Origin of the sequence: Paenibacillus sp. FSL P2-0136 (assembly GCF_037975325.1) — a bacterium.
GTDB classification, from domain to species: Bacteria; Bacillota; Bacilli; order Paenibacillales; family Paenibacillaceae; genus Paenibacillus_AQ; species Paenibacillus_AQ silagei.
Genome location: NZ_CP150244.1, coordinates 3859053 through 3877961 on the forward strand (window position 1 = coordinate 3859053; position 18909 = coordinate 3877961).

Genomic DNA, 18909 nt, shown 5'->3' on the forward strand with positions numbered 1-18909 from the left:
TCTTGCTGCCTATACAATACCACGGATCTCATCCAGTGAGGAAATATTCTCTTCCTTCATAAACTGCTGCAATTCTTCTACAAGTGTGCTGCCCGCCCGCAAATTCATGAAATTGTAGGTTCCAACCTGTATTACAGTCGCTCCCGCCATAATAAATTCAATAATATCCGTGGCTGAAGTGATGCCGCCCATTCCGATTACCGGAATGGTTACCCGGCGGGCTACCTGATGCACCATACGCAGAGCCACCGGCTTAACCGCTGGTCCGGATAGTCCCGCATAGAGGTTATTAAACACACTGCGGCGGCGGCGGACGTCGATCTTCATCCCGGAGATCGTGTTAATCAGAGAGACGGCGTCCGCCCCCTCTGCTTCACACATCAAAGCCATCTCCGCAATATCCTCGGCATTGGGCGACAGCTTCACGGCCAGCGGCAGACTTGTAGCCGCCCGTACCGCACGAACCACTTCCTGCGCTGCCGGAGTCTTCACGCCAAAAGCAATTCCGCCCTCCTTCACGTTCGGGCAGGAGATATTCAGCTCAATCATATCCACGGCCTGCGTCCCGGCCAGAAGACGGGCATCCGCATCCCGCTGGATCAGCTCAGCACCCAGCACGTAATCCGCCAGCGTGTTACCGCCCAGATTCACGATACGTGCGGTATCCAGCGTCTCCCAATACGGCAGCTCTTTGGCCAGAAAGGCCTCTACTCCCGGATTCTCAAGCCCTACGCTGTTCAGCATCCCGGAAGGGGTCTCATAGACGCGGATTCCGGGATTACCGGCTTTGGCATGAAGCGTAAGCCCCTTGCCGGAGATTCCGCCAAGCAGGGACACATCATATAACCGGCCATACTCACGGCCGAAGCCGAAGGTACCCGAAGCCATTACAATCGGGTTCTTGAAGGACACACCGGCAATCGTTGCAGTTGTATTAATCATGGAACAATACCTCCTCAGCCAGGAAGACAGGACCGTCTGCGCAGGCTTTGCGTTGCCCGTCCTTGCAGGAGACGCTGCAGACCAGACAAGCGCCGATGCCGCAGGCCATCCGGTTCTCCAGTGACAGATAGACGTCAGGGCGCTTACCCGCAGGATCTAGAGTGCTGCCCTTGAGCTGTGCAGCCTTCAGCATCGGATGCGGGCCGCAGACAAAGATATGGTCATACGCCGAGAAATCCACGCTGTCCAGAATCAGTCCGCCTACATCGACGGTCAGCTCAGCAGCCAGAGGACGGAAGGCTTCTGTACGGAACGGCTCGCGGCTGAAGCCGAGATAGATATCGCTCTCTGGAAGCTTCTGCGCACAATAATAAAGCGGAGCAATTCCGATCCCCCCGCCCACTAAAGCTACCCTGCCTTCCACCTGCGGGAAGCCTGTGCCGAACGGTCCCTCCAGCTCCAGCGGATCGCCCGGATTCAGTCCGGCAAGGATCTCTGTCCCTTCACCCACTACGTGATATAAGAATTCAACACCGTTATCATTCACCTGATGTATGCTAAGCGGTCTGGACAGCAGCGGATAGGCTCCCCATGCCCGCAGCATGTAGAACTGACCCATCTCCCCGCTGTTTCCTCCTTCAACTACCAGGTGGTACACTCCTTCAGCCAGCCGCTCATTACTAATCACCGTCGCCACGTTATCAAGCTCCTTCAAATTTAATCTTATTAACCATGCCTGAGAAGGAACTTAAAATCTGTGACATTATTCACAAATGATGCCCTCTATTTCTTGTTCCAGATTCCGCGCACATAAGGTGCGGGCAGCTCGGACGGATCAATTCCGCCCAGCGCCTCAGCAGCATGATGTACCCAATACGGATCGCTGAGCATGCCTCTGCCTACAGCCACCAGCTCTGCCTTCGCCTCCGTAATCACTGCCTGCGCTTCTGCATATGACTCCAGACGCCCTACAGCGATAACAGGAACCTGTAATCCGCTGCGTATGTATTCGGCAAGCCCCACCTGGTAAGCCGGCCCCGCATTAGGGCCTCCATTCGAGCCAATCGGCCCTTCTCCGCCCGAGGATACATGGAACAGGTCTACGCCCGCATCCTTGTAGCGGCGGCAGAATTCCAGCGCATAAGCTTCATCATAACCGCCCTCGACGTATTCCTTGGCGGACACCCGCATGATTAGCGGCATCTCAGCCGGCAGTACCTCACGCACCGCCTCTACCACCTGTTCACCGAACAGGATGGGGTCTTGGCCATACTCATCATCCCGGACATTGGAGAGCGGGGAATGGAACTGGTGAATGAGGTATCCATGGGCTCCATGCAGCTCAACGGTATCGAATCCCGCTTCAACCGCGCGCCGCGCCGCTTCCCGGAAGGCGATAATCAGCTCCGCAATCTCTTCAAGGCTAAGCGCCTTGGGCATAGCATAGGTATCATCAAACGGGATTGCCGAAGGTGCAACCGGCGGAGCGGCATCGACGGCCTTGCGGCCGGCATGGCCGAGCTGGATGGCAACCTTAGCACCATGGGCATGAACGGCAGCCGTCAGACGCTTGAACGCCGGAATCTGTCCGTCCTCCCAGATCCCGGTGTCCCGGTTCGTGATCCGTCCATCGGGGTGAACTCCGCTCATCTCTACAATAATGAAGCCGCTCCCGCCGACAGCCCGGCTGACATAATGCACATGATGCCAATCCGTCGGAATACCGTCCTGCTTCTCAACCGCATACTGGCACATTGGAGGCATGACCACGCGGTTCTTCAGGGTCAGAGCCTTCAGTTCATAAGGTGTGAACAAATCGGTCATTCTTGTCTCCATCCTTCCCGTATCTATGATCCATTTCAGTATACAACGATTTGCGGATGTGATAAATCTTTGAATGCTCTGCTGCCTGTACGGCATAATTTCACGGCTGCTTGGAAATAACAACCCTTATATTCTAAAATAACCGGACCCGTGGTTGGAGGAGGCATCATTCCGATGAAACTGGTAATATTTCGCCGCATTGTGCTGCTCATAACCGTCATTGCCCTGGCCCTGTCTGCTCCTGCACCGGCTGCGGAGCTTGTGTCTGTCTCTGCTGCAGCGGCAGATAGTCCTGCGCCAGTGCCAGCACAAGAGATCCTGCCATCTTCCCGGCCACAAGCTTCTATTGAAGAGGAAACGGCGGTACCGGCAGGATCAGCGGCTTCCCAATCTTCAGTAAGGCGCCATAAAAAAAGCAAAGGCCTCTCCCTCAGCCAGTTGCTGCGCAAATACCCGGAGACCCTCAAGACCCAGGGTCCCCGCCGCAAAATGATTGCTCTCACCTTCGATGATGTGCCTGATCCGCGCTTCACCCCGCAGCTCCTGGATGTGCTGCGCAAATATAAAGTCAAAGCTACATTTTTCGTGGTCGGCAGCCGTGCGGAGAAGCATCCCGCCCTGGTAGCCCGGATGATCCGCGAAGGCCATGCTATCGGCAATCACTCCTATAATCACCCCCAGTTCAGCAAGCTGAGTCTGAATGCCTTCCGCATCCAGATTATCCGGACGGAGAATATTCTGCAGCTGCTGGCCGGATACAAGCCAAAGCTGATCCGCCCGCCGTATGGAGACATCAACGAGCCGCAGCTTAAATGGGCGAAAGCACATGGCTATAAGCTGGTGAACTGGAACGTCGACTCGCTCGACTGGAGAGGACTATCCAAAAATCAGGTCAAACATAACATCCTCTCCCGGGCCGGCAGAGGGGCCATCATCCTACAGCACGGGGGCGGCGGCAGGGGCAGTAATCTTCAGGGAACATTGCAGGCCTTGCCCGAGATTATCAGCAATCTGCGCCAGCGCGGATACAGCTTCGTAACCGTTCCCCAGATGCTCCAGGTCAGCAAAAGCAAATAACCGCTTGATAAGCAGGGGAACAAAAAAGGAAACAAAACCGGCGAAGCTGCCTGGTTTTGTTTCCTTTTCATTAATACCTATTATACTTGTAGTGGTGCAACTTATCATTATCGGTTTATTCAATAATATATAAATGTACATACTGATAACCGAAATCGGCTACAAAGCTCTGGCTGCCCGGAATAAAGATATCGATCCGGTTGCCCTTGATCGCGCTCCCCATATCCGTGGCTGTAGCTACGAAAGCTTGCTTCGGAAGGCCCGGATGGGTATACCCGGTTACGAGCACCTTCGTTCCCAGCGGAATCACGCTCGGGTCAACGGCGATGGTTCCGAGCTTCAGCGTATTGCCGAAATAATCGACTGCGCCCCACTTGCCATTCTCGCTGGCTGCTGAGGAATAGGCGGAAGCCTTGACCTGCAGCACTTTGGCATAATTAAATTCTTTGCCCCAGGCTTGAACAGTGTTGGTTGCCGGCTGCACACTAAAGGCTTGAACTTCTGCAGCGTCCACAGCTTCTACTGAAGCTGCTGCAGTATTGGCTGCTGCCACAGTCTTGGCTTGAACATCACCCGGAATGGTGAATTTCAGCCCGGGATAAATATTTAGCGCTGAAATCTGCGGGTTCGCATTCATAAGCTCTTCTACACTTATGCCATAATGATTGGATAGAGTATAATAGGTTGTAGTCTCTCCAGCGATATGTACGCTGTCGGCTTGAACGGGAGCTGCGTGAAGCAAGGTGCCGAGTCCCAGTACGGCCGCCAGGGCGGTGATGGCTCTGATCTTGAGTTTCATGAATTGCCTCCTTCAATGGTGACGCGCAGTTTGTAAACTAACAGTAATGAATATATCACAACTTTGTAACCATTGGCTATGTTTTTGTGGATATTGGAAATAATTAGCCCTAATAGAGCGTTATCAAGGATGTAAATATTACATATTCTTAATCATTATGAAGAGACTCTGCAGAATTATGCCATGTTTCCTGAATATTCGCAAAAATTTTACACAGTTTTAACATTTCTCGCTTAAGCAAATAGTAGAATGAAAGAATACGATATCTTAACTAGACATTGAAGCAACTTGGAGGGTCCATGAACGTGAATACAGATGAGAAAAAAATCAACAATATCAGTCCTGCAACAGCCTATCTTAACCGTGACCTCAGCTGGATCGAGTTCAACCGCCGGGTGCTCGGCGAGGCACAGGACCCGGAGAATCCGCTGATTGAGCGGGCCAAATTCCTGGCCATTGTGTCCAGTAACCTGGATGAGTTCATCAGTGTCCGGGTAGCGGGCATCCAGGATCAGATCCGGGCGGGATATACCAAAAAAGATTTTACCGGCTACACGCCCTCCGGCCTCTATAAACGCCTCAGCAAACGGGTGACAAAGATCGTCGCCGACCAGTACCGCACCTTTAAGGATATTTCACGCAGCCTGCACAAAGAGGGCATCGTGTTCGTTGATTATGAAGACTTGACACCGGCACAGGAGCTGTCGGTTGAGGAATACTACCGTGATATTATTTTCCCTGTGCTGACTCCGATGGCCGTGGACCAGAGCCGTCCGTTCCCGCTGGTTCACAGCCAATTCATCTATCTGGCTGTCGTGCTGACACGCAAGGACAGCCAGGAGGATGAGCCTTACTTCGCCATTCTGCAGATTCCGTCCAATCTGCCGCGCTGCATTCCCTTGCCTCACCGCTCGAACAGCAAAAAACGGCAATTCGTATTCATTGAAGATGTGATCCGCCATCATATTCAGACCTTATTCAGCGGTTATGATCCGGTAGCTGTCAGCGAATTCCGCCTGACCCGCAACTCCGACCTGACGATAGATGAAGAAGGTGCGGAGGATCTGCTGGAGGAGATTGAGAAGGAGCTCCGCAAACGCCGCCGTGGTGTGCCTGCCCGTCTGGAGGTCCAGAAAGGCATCCATCCCTATGCACTGGAGCAGCTTCAGGCTGAATTCGAGCTGGAGGACTTCCTTTTCGAAATTGAAGGTCCGCTTGATCTCGGCTTCCTGCGCAGCTTCACCAGCAGTCTGAAGGGCTTCAGCTATCTGCTCAACCCGCCTGTCGAGCCGATGTATCCGGCAGAATTCGAGGAGAATGAGGATTTCTTCGAGGTGCTGAGCACCCGTGATGTGTTGGTCTATCATCCGTACGAATCCTTCGATGCGATGACGGATTTCATTATCCAAGCCTCCGAGGATGAGCAAGTGATGGCGATCAAAATGACGCTGTACCGGGTCAGCGGCAATTCTCCGCTGATTACTGCCCTCGCCAACGCAGCCGAATCCGGCAAGCAGGTTACGGTGGTCGTGGAGCTGAAGGCCCGCTTCGATGAGGAACGCAACATCGCCTGGGCGCGTAAGCTGGAGCAGTCCGGCTGCCACGTGGTCTACGGTCTCGTCGGCCTCAAGACCCATGCCAAGGTGACGCTGATCGTCCGTCAGGAAGGCTCAGAGCTGCGCCGATATGTTCACGTGGGGACAGGCAACTACAATGACAGCACGGCCAAGGCCTATACCGACCTTAGCCTGTTCACCGCCAATCATGAGATTGGCCTGGATGCGTCAGAGCTGTTCAATCAAATGACAGGCTACTCCGCCAACTACAACTGGAACTCCTTCATCGTAGCACCGACCAATATGAGTCTATCGCTCCAGAAGCTGATTCTGCGTGAGGCGGAGCATGCCGCCGCAGGCCGGCCTGCACGGATTATCGCCAAGATGAACTCTCTGTCGAACCAGGAGGTTATTGATTATCTGTACAGCGCGGCCCAGGCGGGAGTGTCTATCGACCTGATCGTCCGGGGAGTCTGCTGTCTGCGTCCGGGAATTGAAGGCCTCAGTGAGCGCATTACGGTACGCAGCATTGTGGACCGCTTCCTGGAGCATTCACGCATCTATTACTTCGAGAATGGCGGCGATCCCGAGGTCTACCTGTCCAGTGCCGACTGGATGACACGCAACCTGACCCGGCGGATCGAGCTGATGTGTCCGGTGAAGGATAGCAGTATCCGGGGGCAGATTGTCAAGATTCTGGAGCTGTCGCTGATGGACAATGTCAAATCCAGCTTCCTTCAGCCCAACGGATACTATGAACGGATCGACGACAAAAAGGCCCCGCTCCGGAGCCAGTTCGCCGCTATGGATGTTACCCGCTGGAAGGGAAGCCGAGCTTTACCTTCACCGACCAAGCATTCCTGAAGGCTTTGAGTGCATTCTCAATGTCCTCCAGGCCGATAAGCACTTGTCCGCCCTGAAGCTCCAGATCCAGCGTATGATTATGCAGACGGGACTTCAGCCCGCTGACAATGCCGATCTCGGTGCTGTCCAGCGCAATGCTTAACTGCACTAATGTACCCAGCTTATGAATCCATTCCTCGTCGGAAGGCAGCAAAATGTCCTTATGCATCAGGGACAGTTTCTGCTTCCGGCTTTTTGTGCTGTAGGAAGCGATGTACGCGCTAAGAATCAGCTGGCGGTGCGTCAGTCCCCGGATGGGTGAATTCATCAGCCAGTAGTGAGTGTGCCGCTTGGATTGATAATAGTTAATGTTGGAGCCTGTCCGGTGCAGCATAATCGCCACATAGACCAGCATCTCCTGCTCCTCCCGGTCCCCTTCCCGATCAAAGGCCCCCAGCAGGCTCAGCGCCAGCTTGTTGATATGGTCGAGATGCCGCTTGGAGGTACGGATATCGAAGCGGATAATCGTATCCAGACTGTACTCCAGCGCGCTGTCACGCACCGGCTGCTCCGGCTCCAGCAGATCATGCAGCATGCCCTCACGCAGGCCTTCGCCGCTGATCAGCGCCCGGCTGGCTCCAATGTAATGATAGACGGTATGGAAAATAATCAGCCCGGACACGATGATATCTGCCCGGCTTTTGGACAGCCCGTCCAGATCCTTGCGCTTCTCAAACGGGGTAGCGGGCAGAACCTCCATGAACCGTTCGATCGTCTCGTTCTCCAGTACGTAACCATGGGAATTAGGCAGCGAATAATCGCGGTTTCTCTGATCGAGCTTAGCCAGTGAGCGAAGCGTTCCTCCCAGCCCGTATAGCGGAAGTCCTGTGCCCGTCGATAGCCAGTCATGCTCCACCAGCCTGCCGGTTACGTATAATTGCAGCTTGCGGAGCTGATCCGCATTCCAGTTGCCGCCCTGGCTGAACATCTGATTGGTGTTGACCGCACCGAACGGGAACGAGATACTCTGCTGATAACGCCGTCCGCGGAATAAGGTAACCTCGGTACTGCCCCCGCCGATATCAATCACGAAGCCATCCTGGACGTCAAAAGCATTAATCACCCCAAGGAAGCCGAAATACGCCTCCTGATATCCGCTGACCACCTCAATCGGAATCGACGAAGCCTCTGACAGATAGCTGATGATCTCCGCTGAGTTCGCTGCATTTCGAATGGCGGCGGTGGCGCCTGCGCGGATTCTCTCTACTTCAAAATCATCACAGATCTCCTTGAACTGCTGAAGAACAGGTATGATCGTATCCATATCCTTCTTCTCCAGCCTGCCCTCCTTCGTAATCTTCTCGCTCAAACGGGCAGAGTACTTACATTCCTTGATGATTTTGTAGCCGCCTGCCTGCGTCGTGTCATAAATTACAAGTCGTATAGAGTTGGAACCAATATCAATAATGCCGATCCGGCAAAGATCATCTCTCATCTGTATGTACTCCTTTTCAAGTAGATTGATCATTTGTATACTATATCACCCATTGTGCACTCCGCCAAAATAAAATAACCCCATATGGTGGGGTTATTTAACCAGCCTTCTATAATACCTTGCTGAGAAAATCGCGCGTGCGGGCATGCTTGGGATGACCGAACACCTCTGCCGGTGTCCCCTGCTCCACAATCACTCCGCCGTCCATGAACAGGATTCGGTCCCCTACTTCACGGGCGAAGCCCATCTCGTGCGTCACAATCACCATGGTCATGCCGTTCACCGCCAGCTGCTTCATAACCTCCAGCACTTCACCGACCATCTCCGGGTCCAGCGCCGAGGTTGGCTCGTCGAACAGCATGACATGCGGCTGCATAGCCAGCGCCCGGGCGATTGCGATCCGCTGCTTCTGTCCGCCGGAGAGCTGCGCCGGATAAGCATCGCGCTTGTCTTCAAGGCCTACAGTCCGCAGCAGCTCCATCGCGTACTTCTCGGCCTCAGCGGCCTGCTGCTTCTTCACCTTGAGCGGGGCGAGCATAATGTTCTGCAGCACGGATTTGTGCGGGAACAGGTTGAATTGCTGGAACACCATGCCCATTTTCTCGCGGGTCACGTTGATGTCATGGCGCTTCGCGGTAATGGATTGACCCTCGAAGCTGATCTCCCCGCCTGTGGGCTGCTCCAGCAGGTTCAGGCAGCGCAGAAAGGTGCTTTTACCCGATCCGCTGGGACCGATGACAACAACTACCTCACCCTTGTGAATATTCAGATCAATGCCCTTCAGGATCTCCAGCTTCCCAAAGCTCTTCCGCAGGTTTTTAACCTCGATCATCCGTGTTCAGCCTCCGTTCCAATATACCCAGCAGCTTGGATAGTGTGAATGTTAGTACGAAATACATGACCGCAATCACAAGCAGCGGACTAAGTCCTTCATAAGTAATGGTGGTTATTGTTCTGGCTTGGAACAGCAGATCCGCTACACCAATCATCGATACGATAGAGGACTCCTTAATAATTGTAATGAATTCGTTGCCAATGGCAGGCAATACGTTCTTCAATGCCTGCGGCAAAATGATGTAACGCATGGTCATGCCCTGCTTCATTCCGAGTGAACGAGCCGCCTCCATCTGGCCGCGGTCCACCCCTTGAATTCCGGCACGGAAAATCTCAGCCAGATATGCCGAGCTGTTAATCGTAAGTGTGATCGCACCCGACTGAATCGGGGACAGCGAAATCCCAAACTCCGGCAGGCCGTAGTGAATCAGAAACAATTGCACCAGCATCGGCGTCCCGCGTAAGAATTCCACCCATGCGGTGGCAATAAAGCGCAGAATTCTCCATTTGGACATCCGCAGGAGCGAAACCAGGATGCCTAGTACGAAACCGAAGAATACCCCCAGCACCGCAAGCAGCAGTGTGTACTGCAGACCGGATAAGAATAAATTGCGGTACTCATAAGCCATATCGAATACATTCATTGCCCTCAAACCCTCCTCTTCTCAAAAAAATAGAAAACGGCGGATCACCGCCATTTTCTGCATGGTAGAGCATAATCCCGAAGCAAGCTGCGGGCCTATCTTGATCTCCGCTAACCGTATATGCGGCTTCGCGTGTTATTTGCTCTCAGCAAGCTCGCTTGCTGCCGCTACAAATTCATCAATCTTGCCTTCGGAGTTCAGCCGTCCGAGTGTCTTATTCACTTGATCGAGCAGCTCGGTGTTGCCCTTCTTCACACCGATGACATAGCCGTCATCTTCAACCTCCGGCTTGGCATCCGTGATCACGAGGCCCTTGACGTTCTTCACAAAGGACTTGGCAACAGGTCCTTCCATGATGGAAGCATCCACCCGGTTCGACTGCAGCTGCAGGACGATTTCGGAGATTTTGCTGAGGGAGGTCAGCTGTGCGCCTTCGATGCCCTTGGCGATCCCCTCCTGGATGGAACCGGTCTGAATTCCGATCTTGGCACCCTTCAGTGCGTCCATGCTGGCGAATTTGTCCTTGTCGGCTTCACGCACTACGACAGCCTGCTCTGCCTTATAGTAGATGTCCGAGAGACCTACAGCTTCAGCGCGTTCCGGTGTCGGGCTAAGTCCCGAGATCACCATATCGATCCGGCCGCTTGCCAGCTCATTCAGCAAAGAGTCGAACGGAAGATCCTTAACCTCCAGCTCCTGGCCCAAATCAGCGGCGATCTCCTTGGCAATCTCGATATCGAAACCAACAATCGTATCCGTACCTTCAACCATCTTGTGGAATTCATATGGAGGAAAGTCTGCGCTTGTACCCATAATCAGCTTCTTGGCCGGTGCCTCCGTGCTTGCAGCACCGCCATTTCCGCTTGCTGCGGTATTGTTCTTATCGTTATTGGAGCCGCATCCGGCCAAGAGTCCTGCTGCCAGCAGCAGTCCCATAGAAAGTTTACCCCATTTGTTCATTTGTCTCGTCTCCCTGTTCTATTTATATTCTCTATTCTATCCGTCCCATGGACCGACTTATTATAAATCACTTCGCATGAATATGCAAAGACGATTTTGTGACAAAAACCTGTTACGGCGACAAAAAAATGCACATCCTATGAAGGTGGTATATAATACTATCTACTATAGATTATCTCCAAATGCCGCACGAATCATTACAGCTTCCACCCAACTTACAGGAGGTGCTACTATGCTGCTTGAAGCGATGTACCATGTTCCCCGTGACAAATGGGCTTATGCCTATGATACTGAAACGATTCATCTGCGTGTGCGCACCAAACGTGATGATGTGGACTACGTAGTCGCCCTTACCGGCGACAAGTATGATTGGCAGCATACCTCTTATGACATTATCATGGAGAAGGCCGCCTCCGATGACAAATTCGACTACTGGGAAGCGGCGGTCCGGCCCAAATATAAGCGGCTTAGCTATACTTTTCGCGTAAGTAAGGGTATGGAGACGGTCTATCTGCTCGATAACGGTATTCGCTCTGAGTGTCCTCCTCCGCCGAATCACTTCTACGAATTCCCATATATCCACGGGATCGACTTGTTCCGGGTTCCTCCCTGGGCAAAGGATGCCGTATTCTACCAGATCATGACCGAGCGTTTCGCGAATGGCAATCCCCTGATTAATCCGGAAGGCACGCAGCCTTGGGGCGGCAAGCCTGAGCTGAATAATTTCTTCGGCGGTGACCTTCAGGGCGTGCTGGACCATCTGGATGATCTGCAGGAGCTGGGCGTCAACGCCCTCTACTTCACGCCGCTATTCGTCTCCCCTTCCAACCATAAATATGACATTGTGGATTACCGGAGAGTTGACCCGCATTTCGGCGATAATGAGCTGCTGAAGCAGGTTGTCGAGGAATGCCACAGACGGGGCCTGCGCGTCATGCTTGACGCGGTGTTCAACCATTGCAGCGATCAGTTCCCGCCCTTCCAGGATGTGCTGGCCAAAGGGGAGTACTCCGTCTACCGGGACTGGTTCCATGTGAACTCTTTTCCGGCTGAGATTGTAGACGGTATTCCCACCTATGACACGTTCGGCTTCTACGGCAATATGCCGAAGTTCAACACCGCCAATCATGAAGTAAAATCTTATCTGCTGGAGGTGGCCGAATACTGGATCAAGGAGATCAAGGTGGACGGCTGGCGGCTGGATGTGGCCAACGAGGTGGACCATCACTTCTGGCGTGATTTCCGCAAGGTGGTCAAGGCCGCGAACCCGGATGCCTACATCGTCGGCGAGGTATGGAGCGACTCCTTAACCTGGCTGCTCGGCGACCAGTTCGATTCGGTGATGAACTATCCCTTCTCGGGGACGGTGCTGGAATTCTTCAACGGCGGGATGGACGGCATCACCTTCGGTCACCGGATCGGCGGCCTGCTCATGCGTTATCCGCAGCAGACGAACGAGGTGGTCTTCAATCTGCTTGGCAGCCATGACACCCCCCGCCTGCTCACCGTGCTTGGTGAAGACAAACGGAAGCTGAAGCTGACGGTCGTCTTCCTGTTCACCTTCATGGGCACCCCCTGCATCTATTACGGCGATGAGATTGGCCTGACGGGCTACGAGGACCCGGATTGCCGCAAATGTATGGAATGGGATCAGGGCAAGCAGGACCGCGAGCTGTATGACTTTTACCGGATGATGATTAGTTTGCGCAAGGAGCATAAGGCGCTTCGTGAAGGCCGCTTCCGGATTCTTCAGGCCTGCGAGCATGACCCGTGCATCGTCTATGAGCGCGCAGATGAGCTGATCCATTTCACGGTCTGGATGAACAATTCACCGCAGCCCCGCACGCTCAGCCACCCGATGGAGACCAGTGACTGGCTGGATGCGCTGACCGCCGAAGCAGTAGCCCCGGAACGCGGGATGATGAATGTGGCACTGGAGCCGTACGAGTACCGGATTCTGTTCCGGCATATTGTGGAGGTGGGATCTAATGATTGAACGAGAGCAGCGGATCAGACAATATTTCGATTCATGGATCAACAAGGATAACTCTATATTAAGCACCATCTTCGATCCGAACATCGTCTACACCGAAAGCTACGGCCCTCAGTATAGGGGATTTGACACCCTGTTATTGTGGTTCGAGGACTGGAATACGCATGGTACGGTATTGAACTGGACGATCAAGCAATTCATCCATCAAGGCCATATGGCTGTGGTTGAATGGTACTTTAAGTGTGAGTATGATGCAGTGACCGATGCGTTTGATGGAGTCTCCTTAATTGAATTTAATCCCAGGAACCAGATTGTGAGTCTAAAAGAATTCCAATCAAAAATTCCTCATACTTATCCTTATACATGACTTGATTTTAAGGAAAACGTAGTATAAGGCACATTTAAGCTTAAAACATGTCGCATGGTCGTCGCTGCGGTGAATATTTGGACTTCCGGCCGCTGTTATCTGCAGATTTCTTGATTTTCATACCGCTGTTAGCGGGTGGAAATCCGCAGACAAAGGCGGTCGCTACCGCTCCTCCAGTTCCAAATTTCCCCTCTTCTCCTTTTGCTTTATGTTAATTTCTTTAATGCTGCTTATTTAGTTGGAAAAATGTATCTTAATTTCGCCAATTTCAAGCGTTTGCGGTAAATAATTGGAAAAACGTCATCTATTTTTGTTGAATCTCTTAAATATAAGGAAGTTTGGGCTAATTAAGTGCCTTTTTTCCATTTGCTTCAGAGGAGGGGTTTTTCATTCCGTTAACAAGTGCCCAAAATCCAACTATTTCCTCCAGCCAATCGCTAAAAATCCCCCTGGTAATTGTGGTTCCTCATATCTTAGGGAGCCATCCATGTGCAACAAAAAAAGGCATCCCTTAGTTCATCATGAACTGAGGGGTGCCTTTTCCCATCTAAACCTTACTGTACCTATTCCGCTGCAGTCACAGTAATCTTGTTATAAATATCAATATACTGCTGAGCGGATACGTTCCAGCTGTAGTCGCCGGAGAATGCGTTTTTGGCTACTTTTTTCCAGTGCTCAGGCTTGTGGTAGAACGATACGGCGCGGCGGAGCGTGTGCATCATATCATGGGCGTTATAATCCTTGAAGGTGAAGCCGTTGCCCTCTCCGGTGTATTCGTTGTATGCCTGCACCGTATCATTCAGCCCGCCAGTCTCGCGGACCACCGGAATGCTGCCGTAACGCAATGCCAGAAGCTGGCTGATGCCGCAAGGCTCGAATTTGGACGGCATCAGGAAGATGTCGCTGGCGGCGTAGATTTTGCGGGACAAGGCATCACTGAAGGTAATCTGTGACGACAGCTTGGTCGGATAACGCCACTGGGCCTCGCGGAACCAGCGTTCGTAGACTTCATCCCCCGTCCCCAGCAGCACGAACTGAATGTCATCGTAGTACAGCAGCTCATCCAGCACACGGGTTAGCAGATCCAGTCCCTTGGAATCCACCAGACGCGTAACCATAGCTACCATTGGAATGTAAGGGGCCACCGGCAATCCAAGCTCCTGTTGGAGTCCCAGCTTGTTCTCGGCTTTTTTGGCCAGGTTAGAGCGGTACTTGGTGAAGATTGCCGTATCACTGGACGGATTATAGCTCTTGGTATCAATTCCGTTCACAATGCCGCTGAGCGCGTCAGAGCGCGCAGTCAGGAGACCATCGAGACCATAGCCGTAGTACGGGGTCCGGATCTCATCGGCATAAGTCGGGCTGACGGTGGTGACATGGTCACTGTAAACAATCCCGCCCTTCATATAATTCACATTCCCGTAATACTCCACGCCCAGGAAATAACTGTCGTCCAGACCCAGCAGCTCACCCAGCACGGTATACGGGAAGACTCCCTGATACAGGAGATTATGTATGGTGAATACCGTACGCATCTCACTGTAGAACGGATTATGCCGGTAATGCGCCTGCAGCAGCAGCGGAACTACCGCAGCATGCCAGTCATGGCAATGGATTACATCCGGCTGGAAGCTAATGGCCGGCAGGCATTCCAGCACCGCCCGGTTGAAGTACGCGAACCGCTCGCCGTCATCCATATAGCCATAGATTCCGTCACGGCCGAAGTAGTACTCATTGTCGATGAAATAGACGGGAATCCCTTCAAATACCACCTTTTCGATCCCGCAATACTGATTGCGCCAGCCAATCGGGACCTCCAGAGTAGCGACATGCTCCATCTGAGCGGAATACTTCTCAGGAATTCCTTTGTATTTGGGCAAAATTACCCGGACATCGACCCCGGCCGCCTTGAGGGCCTTTGGCAAAGCGCCGATGACATCGGCCAGTCCGCCTGTTTTGATAAATGGATGGGCTTCCGCCGCGGCAAATAATACTTTCATTCCATCTCCCCCTTATATAGTGGCTTATTCAGACACTTCCTGCCCTTAAACGGTCTTGCGGCCTGACTTCTTAAGCACCAAGAAGCTAAGTGGCGGTAGGGTCAGTTCTATACTGTTCACCTGATTATGCCACTCGGTCTTGGTGCTCTTCAGCGGCTCATTATGGAAGCCCGATCCGCCGTATTCGTTGCTCTCTGAGCTGAATAATTCCTCATATATGCCAGGGCGCGGTACGCCGATGCGGTAATGGTGGCGCTCCACCGGCTGGAAGTTGATGATAATCAGCAGTGTATCCACCGGACGTTTGCCTCTGCGGATATACGATACGACACTCTGCCCGCTGTCATCGGCATCGATCCACTGGTAGCCCGTCATGTCATGATCGAGCTCCCACAGCGCTTTTTCGGCAAGGTATAGCTTATTCAGCGCAGCTGTATAGGCCTGCATCCGCCGGTGGCTCTCATAATCCAGCAGCAGCCAGTCGAGCTGATCCTGATCCTTCCATTCAATGAATTGCCCGAACTCTCCGCCCATGAACAGCAGCTTCTTGCCCGGATGGCTGATTTGATATCCGAGAAGCTGGCGCAGACCGGCGAATTTCTGCTCATAGGACCCCGGCATTTTGTCCAGCAGCGACTTCTTGCCGTGCACTACTTCGTCATGCGACAGCGGCAGTGTGTAGTTCTCGGCATACGCATAGCATATCGGGAAGGTCAACAAATTATGATGATAAGGGCGCGAATCGAAATCCCGTTCTATGTAGCCCAAGGTGTCATTCATCCAGCCCATATTCCATTTGTAGTTGAAGCCCAGGCCCCCTTCATGCACCGGAGAGGTTACACCCGGCCAGGCACTGGATTCTTCCGCCATCATGAGCGCCTTCGGATAATACTGGAAGATCGTCTGGTTGAGCTGCTGAATGAACCGGATGGCTTCCAGATTCTCCAGCCCGCCATGCTCATTCGTCCGGTACTGATGGGGTTCCTTCTCGAAATCAAGCCGCAGCATACTCGTAACTGCGTCCACGCGCATGCCGTCAATATGATACTTCTCGAACCAGAACAAGGCATTGGAGATCAGGAAGGATGAGATTTCCGGCTTGCTGAAATCGAAGGACAAGGTGCCCCAGCCCGGCTTCTCCGCCAGCATCGGATCAGCATACTCATACAGCGGCGAACCGTCGAACAGGCGCAGGCCATGAGCATCCTTGGCAAAATGGGCAGGAACCCAGTCCAGAATGACTCCGATGCCGGCCTGATGCAGCTGATCGATCAGATACATCAGATCCTGCGGCTCTCCGAAGCGGCTGGTAGCCGCAAAATAACCGGTTCCCTGGTAGCCCCAGGACAGATCATATGGATGTTCAGCGAGCGGCATAAACTCCACATGGGTATAGCTCATTTCGCTCAGGTAAGGAATCAGCAGACTGCTGATCTCCCGATAAGTATAGAGTTCGCCGTCTTCCTTTTGCCGCCAGGTGCCCAGATGCATTTCATAAATATTCATGGGTGCCTGATACGGACCTTTACTCTTCCGCCTCCAAGCAGCATCCCCCCATTTGTAGCCGTCCAGATTCGCTACAACAGATGCTGTTGCCGGGCGAACTTCCGCGTGGAAGGCATATGGGTCTGCTTTGAGGAAGCTTGTACCATCTGCTCCTGTAATCCTGTATTTGTAAAAAGTTCCCGGCTCCATTCCCGGAAAAAAACGACTCCAAAATCCTGAATCGGGTATCTTATATAACGTATCAAGATCGGATGTTCCATCCCAGCTGTTATGATCTCCCGCCAGTCCTACATATGCCGCATGAGGAGCCCACACGGTAAAGCGAACGCCGGCCTGCCCTTCTTGGACGGCAATGTGCGCGCCAAGCATCGTATAGCTGCGATAATTCGTGCCCTCATGGAACAGATAAATATCTTCAGCGGACGGGAGGTTTTCTGTTTTTGGTAAATCGGCCAAATCATCACCACCTTAGGATATATGATGCACCTATTACATTACCCGAATATATAGATTTTGAAAATGATTTTGAGAGAAGTCGGGGCAATTTCTGAATATTGAAAATAAACATGTAATTTTTGCAGATATACAGCAATATAATTCACCTATGTCGTTTCAAGCGCTTGTTCTGCGTGTATATTACAAGCATTGACAAAAAAATGGGAGGGATAACACATGAGTAAGAAAGAATGTATCGCCATGCTCCTGGCAGGCGGGGAAGGCCGCAGATTAGCCCCGTTGACTTCCAGCATGGCTAAGCCTGCAGTCCCTTTCGGCGGACAGTACCGAATTATTGATTTTCCCCTAAGCAACTGTGTGAATTCCAAGATTGATACCATCGGAGTACTGACTCAGTACGAAGCAGAATCGTTGCATCAGCATATCGGTGAAGGTGAGCCCTGGGGGCTGCACAGCCGCAGTGACCGGGGTGTAAGACTGCTCCCTTCTGGGATTGAAGGCAGAGACAGCTATACAGGCACCGCCGATGCTATTTATAAGAATATTGAATATATTGACAGCCAGAACCCGGAGCATGTACTTATTCTGTCGGGAGACCATATCTACCACATGGACTACCGCAAAATGCTCGATTATCACATCGCCAAGTCTGCGAAGGCAACGATATCGGTTATGGAGGTTCCTTGGGATGAAGCGAGCCGCTTCGGCGTGATGAACGTGGATGAAGATTTCAAGATCTCCGAATTTGCCGAGAAACCGAAGGCTCCGAAGAGCAATCTGGCTTCCATGGGTATTTATCTGTTCGAGTGGGCGTACTTGAAGGCTCATTTGCTGCGGGATGCCGCAAATGCGGAATCCGGTCATGACTTCGGCAAGGATGTCATTCCATCCATGCTGGATGCGAATGATGAACTGTTCGCTTACCGCTTCGAGGGCTATTGGAGAGATGTGGGTACAGTTGGCAGCCTCTGGGAAGCTCATATGGATCTCCTGCAAGAAGACGGCTTCCAGCTTGATAATTCACGCTGGCCGATGTACAGCCGTGCACAGCGGACCAAGCTGACTGCGCTCAGACCACGCACTCAACAAGCGGCTTCAGCAGATTGCCTGATTCACGAGACCTGCCAGCTCGAAGGCAGCCCCCAGCGCTCGGTCATCTTCAGCGGTGTAGAGATCGGCAAGCAGAGCAGAATCAAGCAGAGTGTGGTAATGCCCGGTGCCCGTATTGGACGCGGTGTTCTGATTGAACACGCCATTATCGGTGAAGGTGCTGTGATCAAGGACGGCGCTGTGATCAAAGGCAGTGCAGACAACATTGTGGTTGTCGGCCCGCATGAGATTGTAGCTGCCAAGCCGCTGGTCCGTACCCAGCCTGCCCGCCTGCTTCAGGAGGTCTATGAGAAGGCCGGCCGTCTGCGTGCGGAAGGAATGCCTTCATAAATAATCGTTCAGCACAATCGTTCAGCCCTTAGGGCTGCTACATACAAAGGGATACAGCTCCGGTCTGTCCGGACGATAGCTGTATCCCTTTTGTATAAATATAAGAAATTATATGTTTCACACGATAACTTATCCTTCTATTTCTCGCTGAAACGGGTGCCGTCCCTGTAAGG

General features: G+C 52.5%; 15 protein-coding genes. 5 read left to right on the forward strand and 10 right to left on the reverse strand.

Features of this window, described 5'->3' with window-relative positions; all coding sequences use genetic code 11:
• Positions 1-9 precede the first annotated feature (9 nt).
• The 3 genes from NYE26_RS16140 to NYE26_RS16150 form a co-directional block, all read right to left on the reverse strand.
• Positions 10-942 (reverse strand): dihydroorotate dehydrogenase, encoded by a 933-nt coding sequence (locus tag NYE26_RS16140; RefSeq protein ID WP_339248861.1) that lies wholly within the window; start codon positions 940-942, stop codon positions 10-12.
• Positions 935-1639 (reverse strand): dihydroorotate dehydrogenase electron transfer subunit, encoded by a 705-nt coding sequence (locus tag NYE26_RS16145; protein WP_339248862.1) that lies wholly within the window; start codon positions 1637-1639, stop codon positions 935-937. Before NYE26_RS16145 ends, NYE26_RS16140 begins: the two co-directional genes overlap by 8 nt.
• Positions 1640-1725: 86 nt before the next feature.
• Positions 1726-2766, reverse strand: coding sequence for an NADH:flavin oxidoreductase/NADH oxidase (locus tag NYE26_RS16150; protein ID WP_339257513.1), 1041 nt, complete (start codon positions 2764-2766; stop codon positions 1726-1728).
• A 174-nt stretch (positions 2767-2940) separates the two neighbouring features.
• On the opposite strand from NYE26_RS16150, the gene NYE26_RS16155 reads away from it, so the two are divergent.
• Entirely contained in the window at positions 2941-3843 is a 903-nt protein-coding gene (locus tag NYE26_RS16155) for a polysaccharide deacetylase family protein (protein ID WP_339248863.1), read from the forward strand.
• Positions 3844-3958: 115 nt separating this feature from the next.
• Here the strand turns inward: NYE26_RS16155 and NYE26_RS16160 are convergent, their stop codons facing one another.
• Complete coding sequence (locus tag NYE26_RS16160; RefSeq protein ID WP_209873728.1) at positions 3959-4642, reverse strand: 3D domain-containing protein; 684 nt, start codon at positions 4640-4642, stop codon at positions 3959-3961.
• Between the two features lie 299 nt (positions 4643-4941).
• Between NYE26_RS16160 and ppk1 the strand changes: the two genes are divergently transcribed.
• On the forward strand, positions 4942-7062 hold the full coding sequence (gene ppk1, locus NYE26_RS16165) for a polyphosphate kinase 1 (protein WP_339248865.1): 2121 nt from the start codon (positions 4942-4944) through the stop codon (positions 7060-7062).
• Here the strand turns inward: ppk1 and NYE26_RS16170 are convergent.
• The 4 genes from NYE26_RS16170 to NYE26_RS16185 form a co-directional block, all read right to left on the reverse strand.
• On the reverse strand, positions 7010-8536 hold the full coding sequence (locus NYE26_RS16170; RefSeq protein ID WP_209873721.1) for a Ppx/GppA phosphatase family protein: 1527 nt from the start codon (positions 8534-8536) through the stop codon (positions 7010-7012). The two genes, ppk1 and NYE26_RS16170, sit on opposite strands and share 53 nt — an antisense overlap.
• 109 nt (positions 8537-8645) lie before the next feature.
• A complete protein-coding gene (locus tag NYE26_RS16175; protein WP_036726484.1) occupies positions 8646-9368 on the reverse strand; it encodes an amino acid ABC transporter ATP-binding protein in 723 nt (240 codons plus the stop codon).
• Positions 9355-10014: an amino acid ABC transporter permease gene (locus NYE26_RS16180; protein ID WP_036726482.1), complete on the reverse strand. Its 660-nt coding sequence runs from the start codon at positions 10012-10014 to the stop codon at positions 9355-9357. Before NYE26_RS16180 ends, NYE26_RS16175 begins: the two co-directional genes overlap by 14 nt.
• 135 nt (positions 10015-10149) lie before the next feature.
• Complete coding sequence (locus NYE26_RS16185) at positions 10150-10974, reverse strand: transporter substrate-binding domain-containing protein (protein WP_209873716.1); 825 nt, start codon at positions 10972-10974, stop codon at positions 10150-10152.
• 232 nt (positions 10975-11206) lie between these two features.
• On the opposite strand from NYE26_RS16185, the gene NYE26_RS16190 reads away from it, so the two are divergent.
• Together NYE26_RS16190 and NYE26_RS16195 are read left to right on the forward strand one after the other, a co-directional pair.
• Positions 11207-12970, forward strand: a complete 1764-nt coding sequence (locus NYE26_RS16190) for an alpha-glycosidase (RefSeq protein WP_339248866.1) — start codon at positions 11207-11209, stop codon at positions 12968-12970.
• The gene (locus tag NYE26_RS16195) at positions 12963-13334 is read left to right on the forward strand and encodes a nuclear transport factor 2 family protein (RefSeq protein WP_339248867.1); all 372 of its coding nucleotides are present in this window, start codon (positions 12963-12965) and stop codon (positions 13332-13334) included. The genes NYE26_RS16190 and NYE26_RS16195 overlap by 8 nt, the downstream gene beginning before the upstream one ends.
• Before the next feature lie 563 nt (positions 13335-13897).
• On the opposite strand, the gene glgA is transcribed toward NYE26_RS16195, so the two are convergent.
• Complete coding sequence (gene glgA / locus NYE26_RS16200; protein WP_339248868.1) at positions 13898-15334, reverse strand: glycogen synthase GlgA; 1437 nt, start codon at positions 15332-15334, stop codon at positions 13898-13900.
• A gap of 45 nt (positions 15335-15379) precedes the next feature.
• The gene (glgB, locus tag NYE26_RS16205; RefSeq protein ID WP_339248869.1) at positions 15380-17296 is read right to left on the reverse strand and encodes a 1,4-alpha-glucan branching protein GlgB; all 1917 of its coding nucleotides are present in this window, start codon (positions 17294-17296) and stop codon (positions 15380-15382) included.
• 216 nt (positions 17297-17512) lie between these two features.
• On the opposite strand from glgB, the gene NYE26_RS16210 reads away from it, so the two are divergent.
• Entirely contained in the window at positions 17513-18736 is a 1224-nt protein-coding gene (locus NYE26_RS16210; protein WP_339248870.1) for a glucose-1-phosphate adenylyltransferase, read from the forward strand.
• Positions 18737-18909 lie beyond the last annotated feature (173 nt).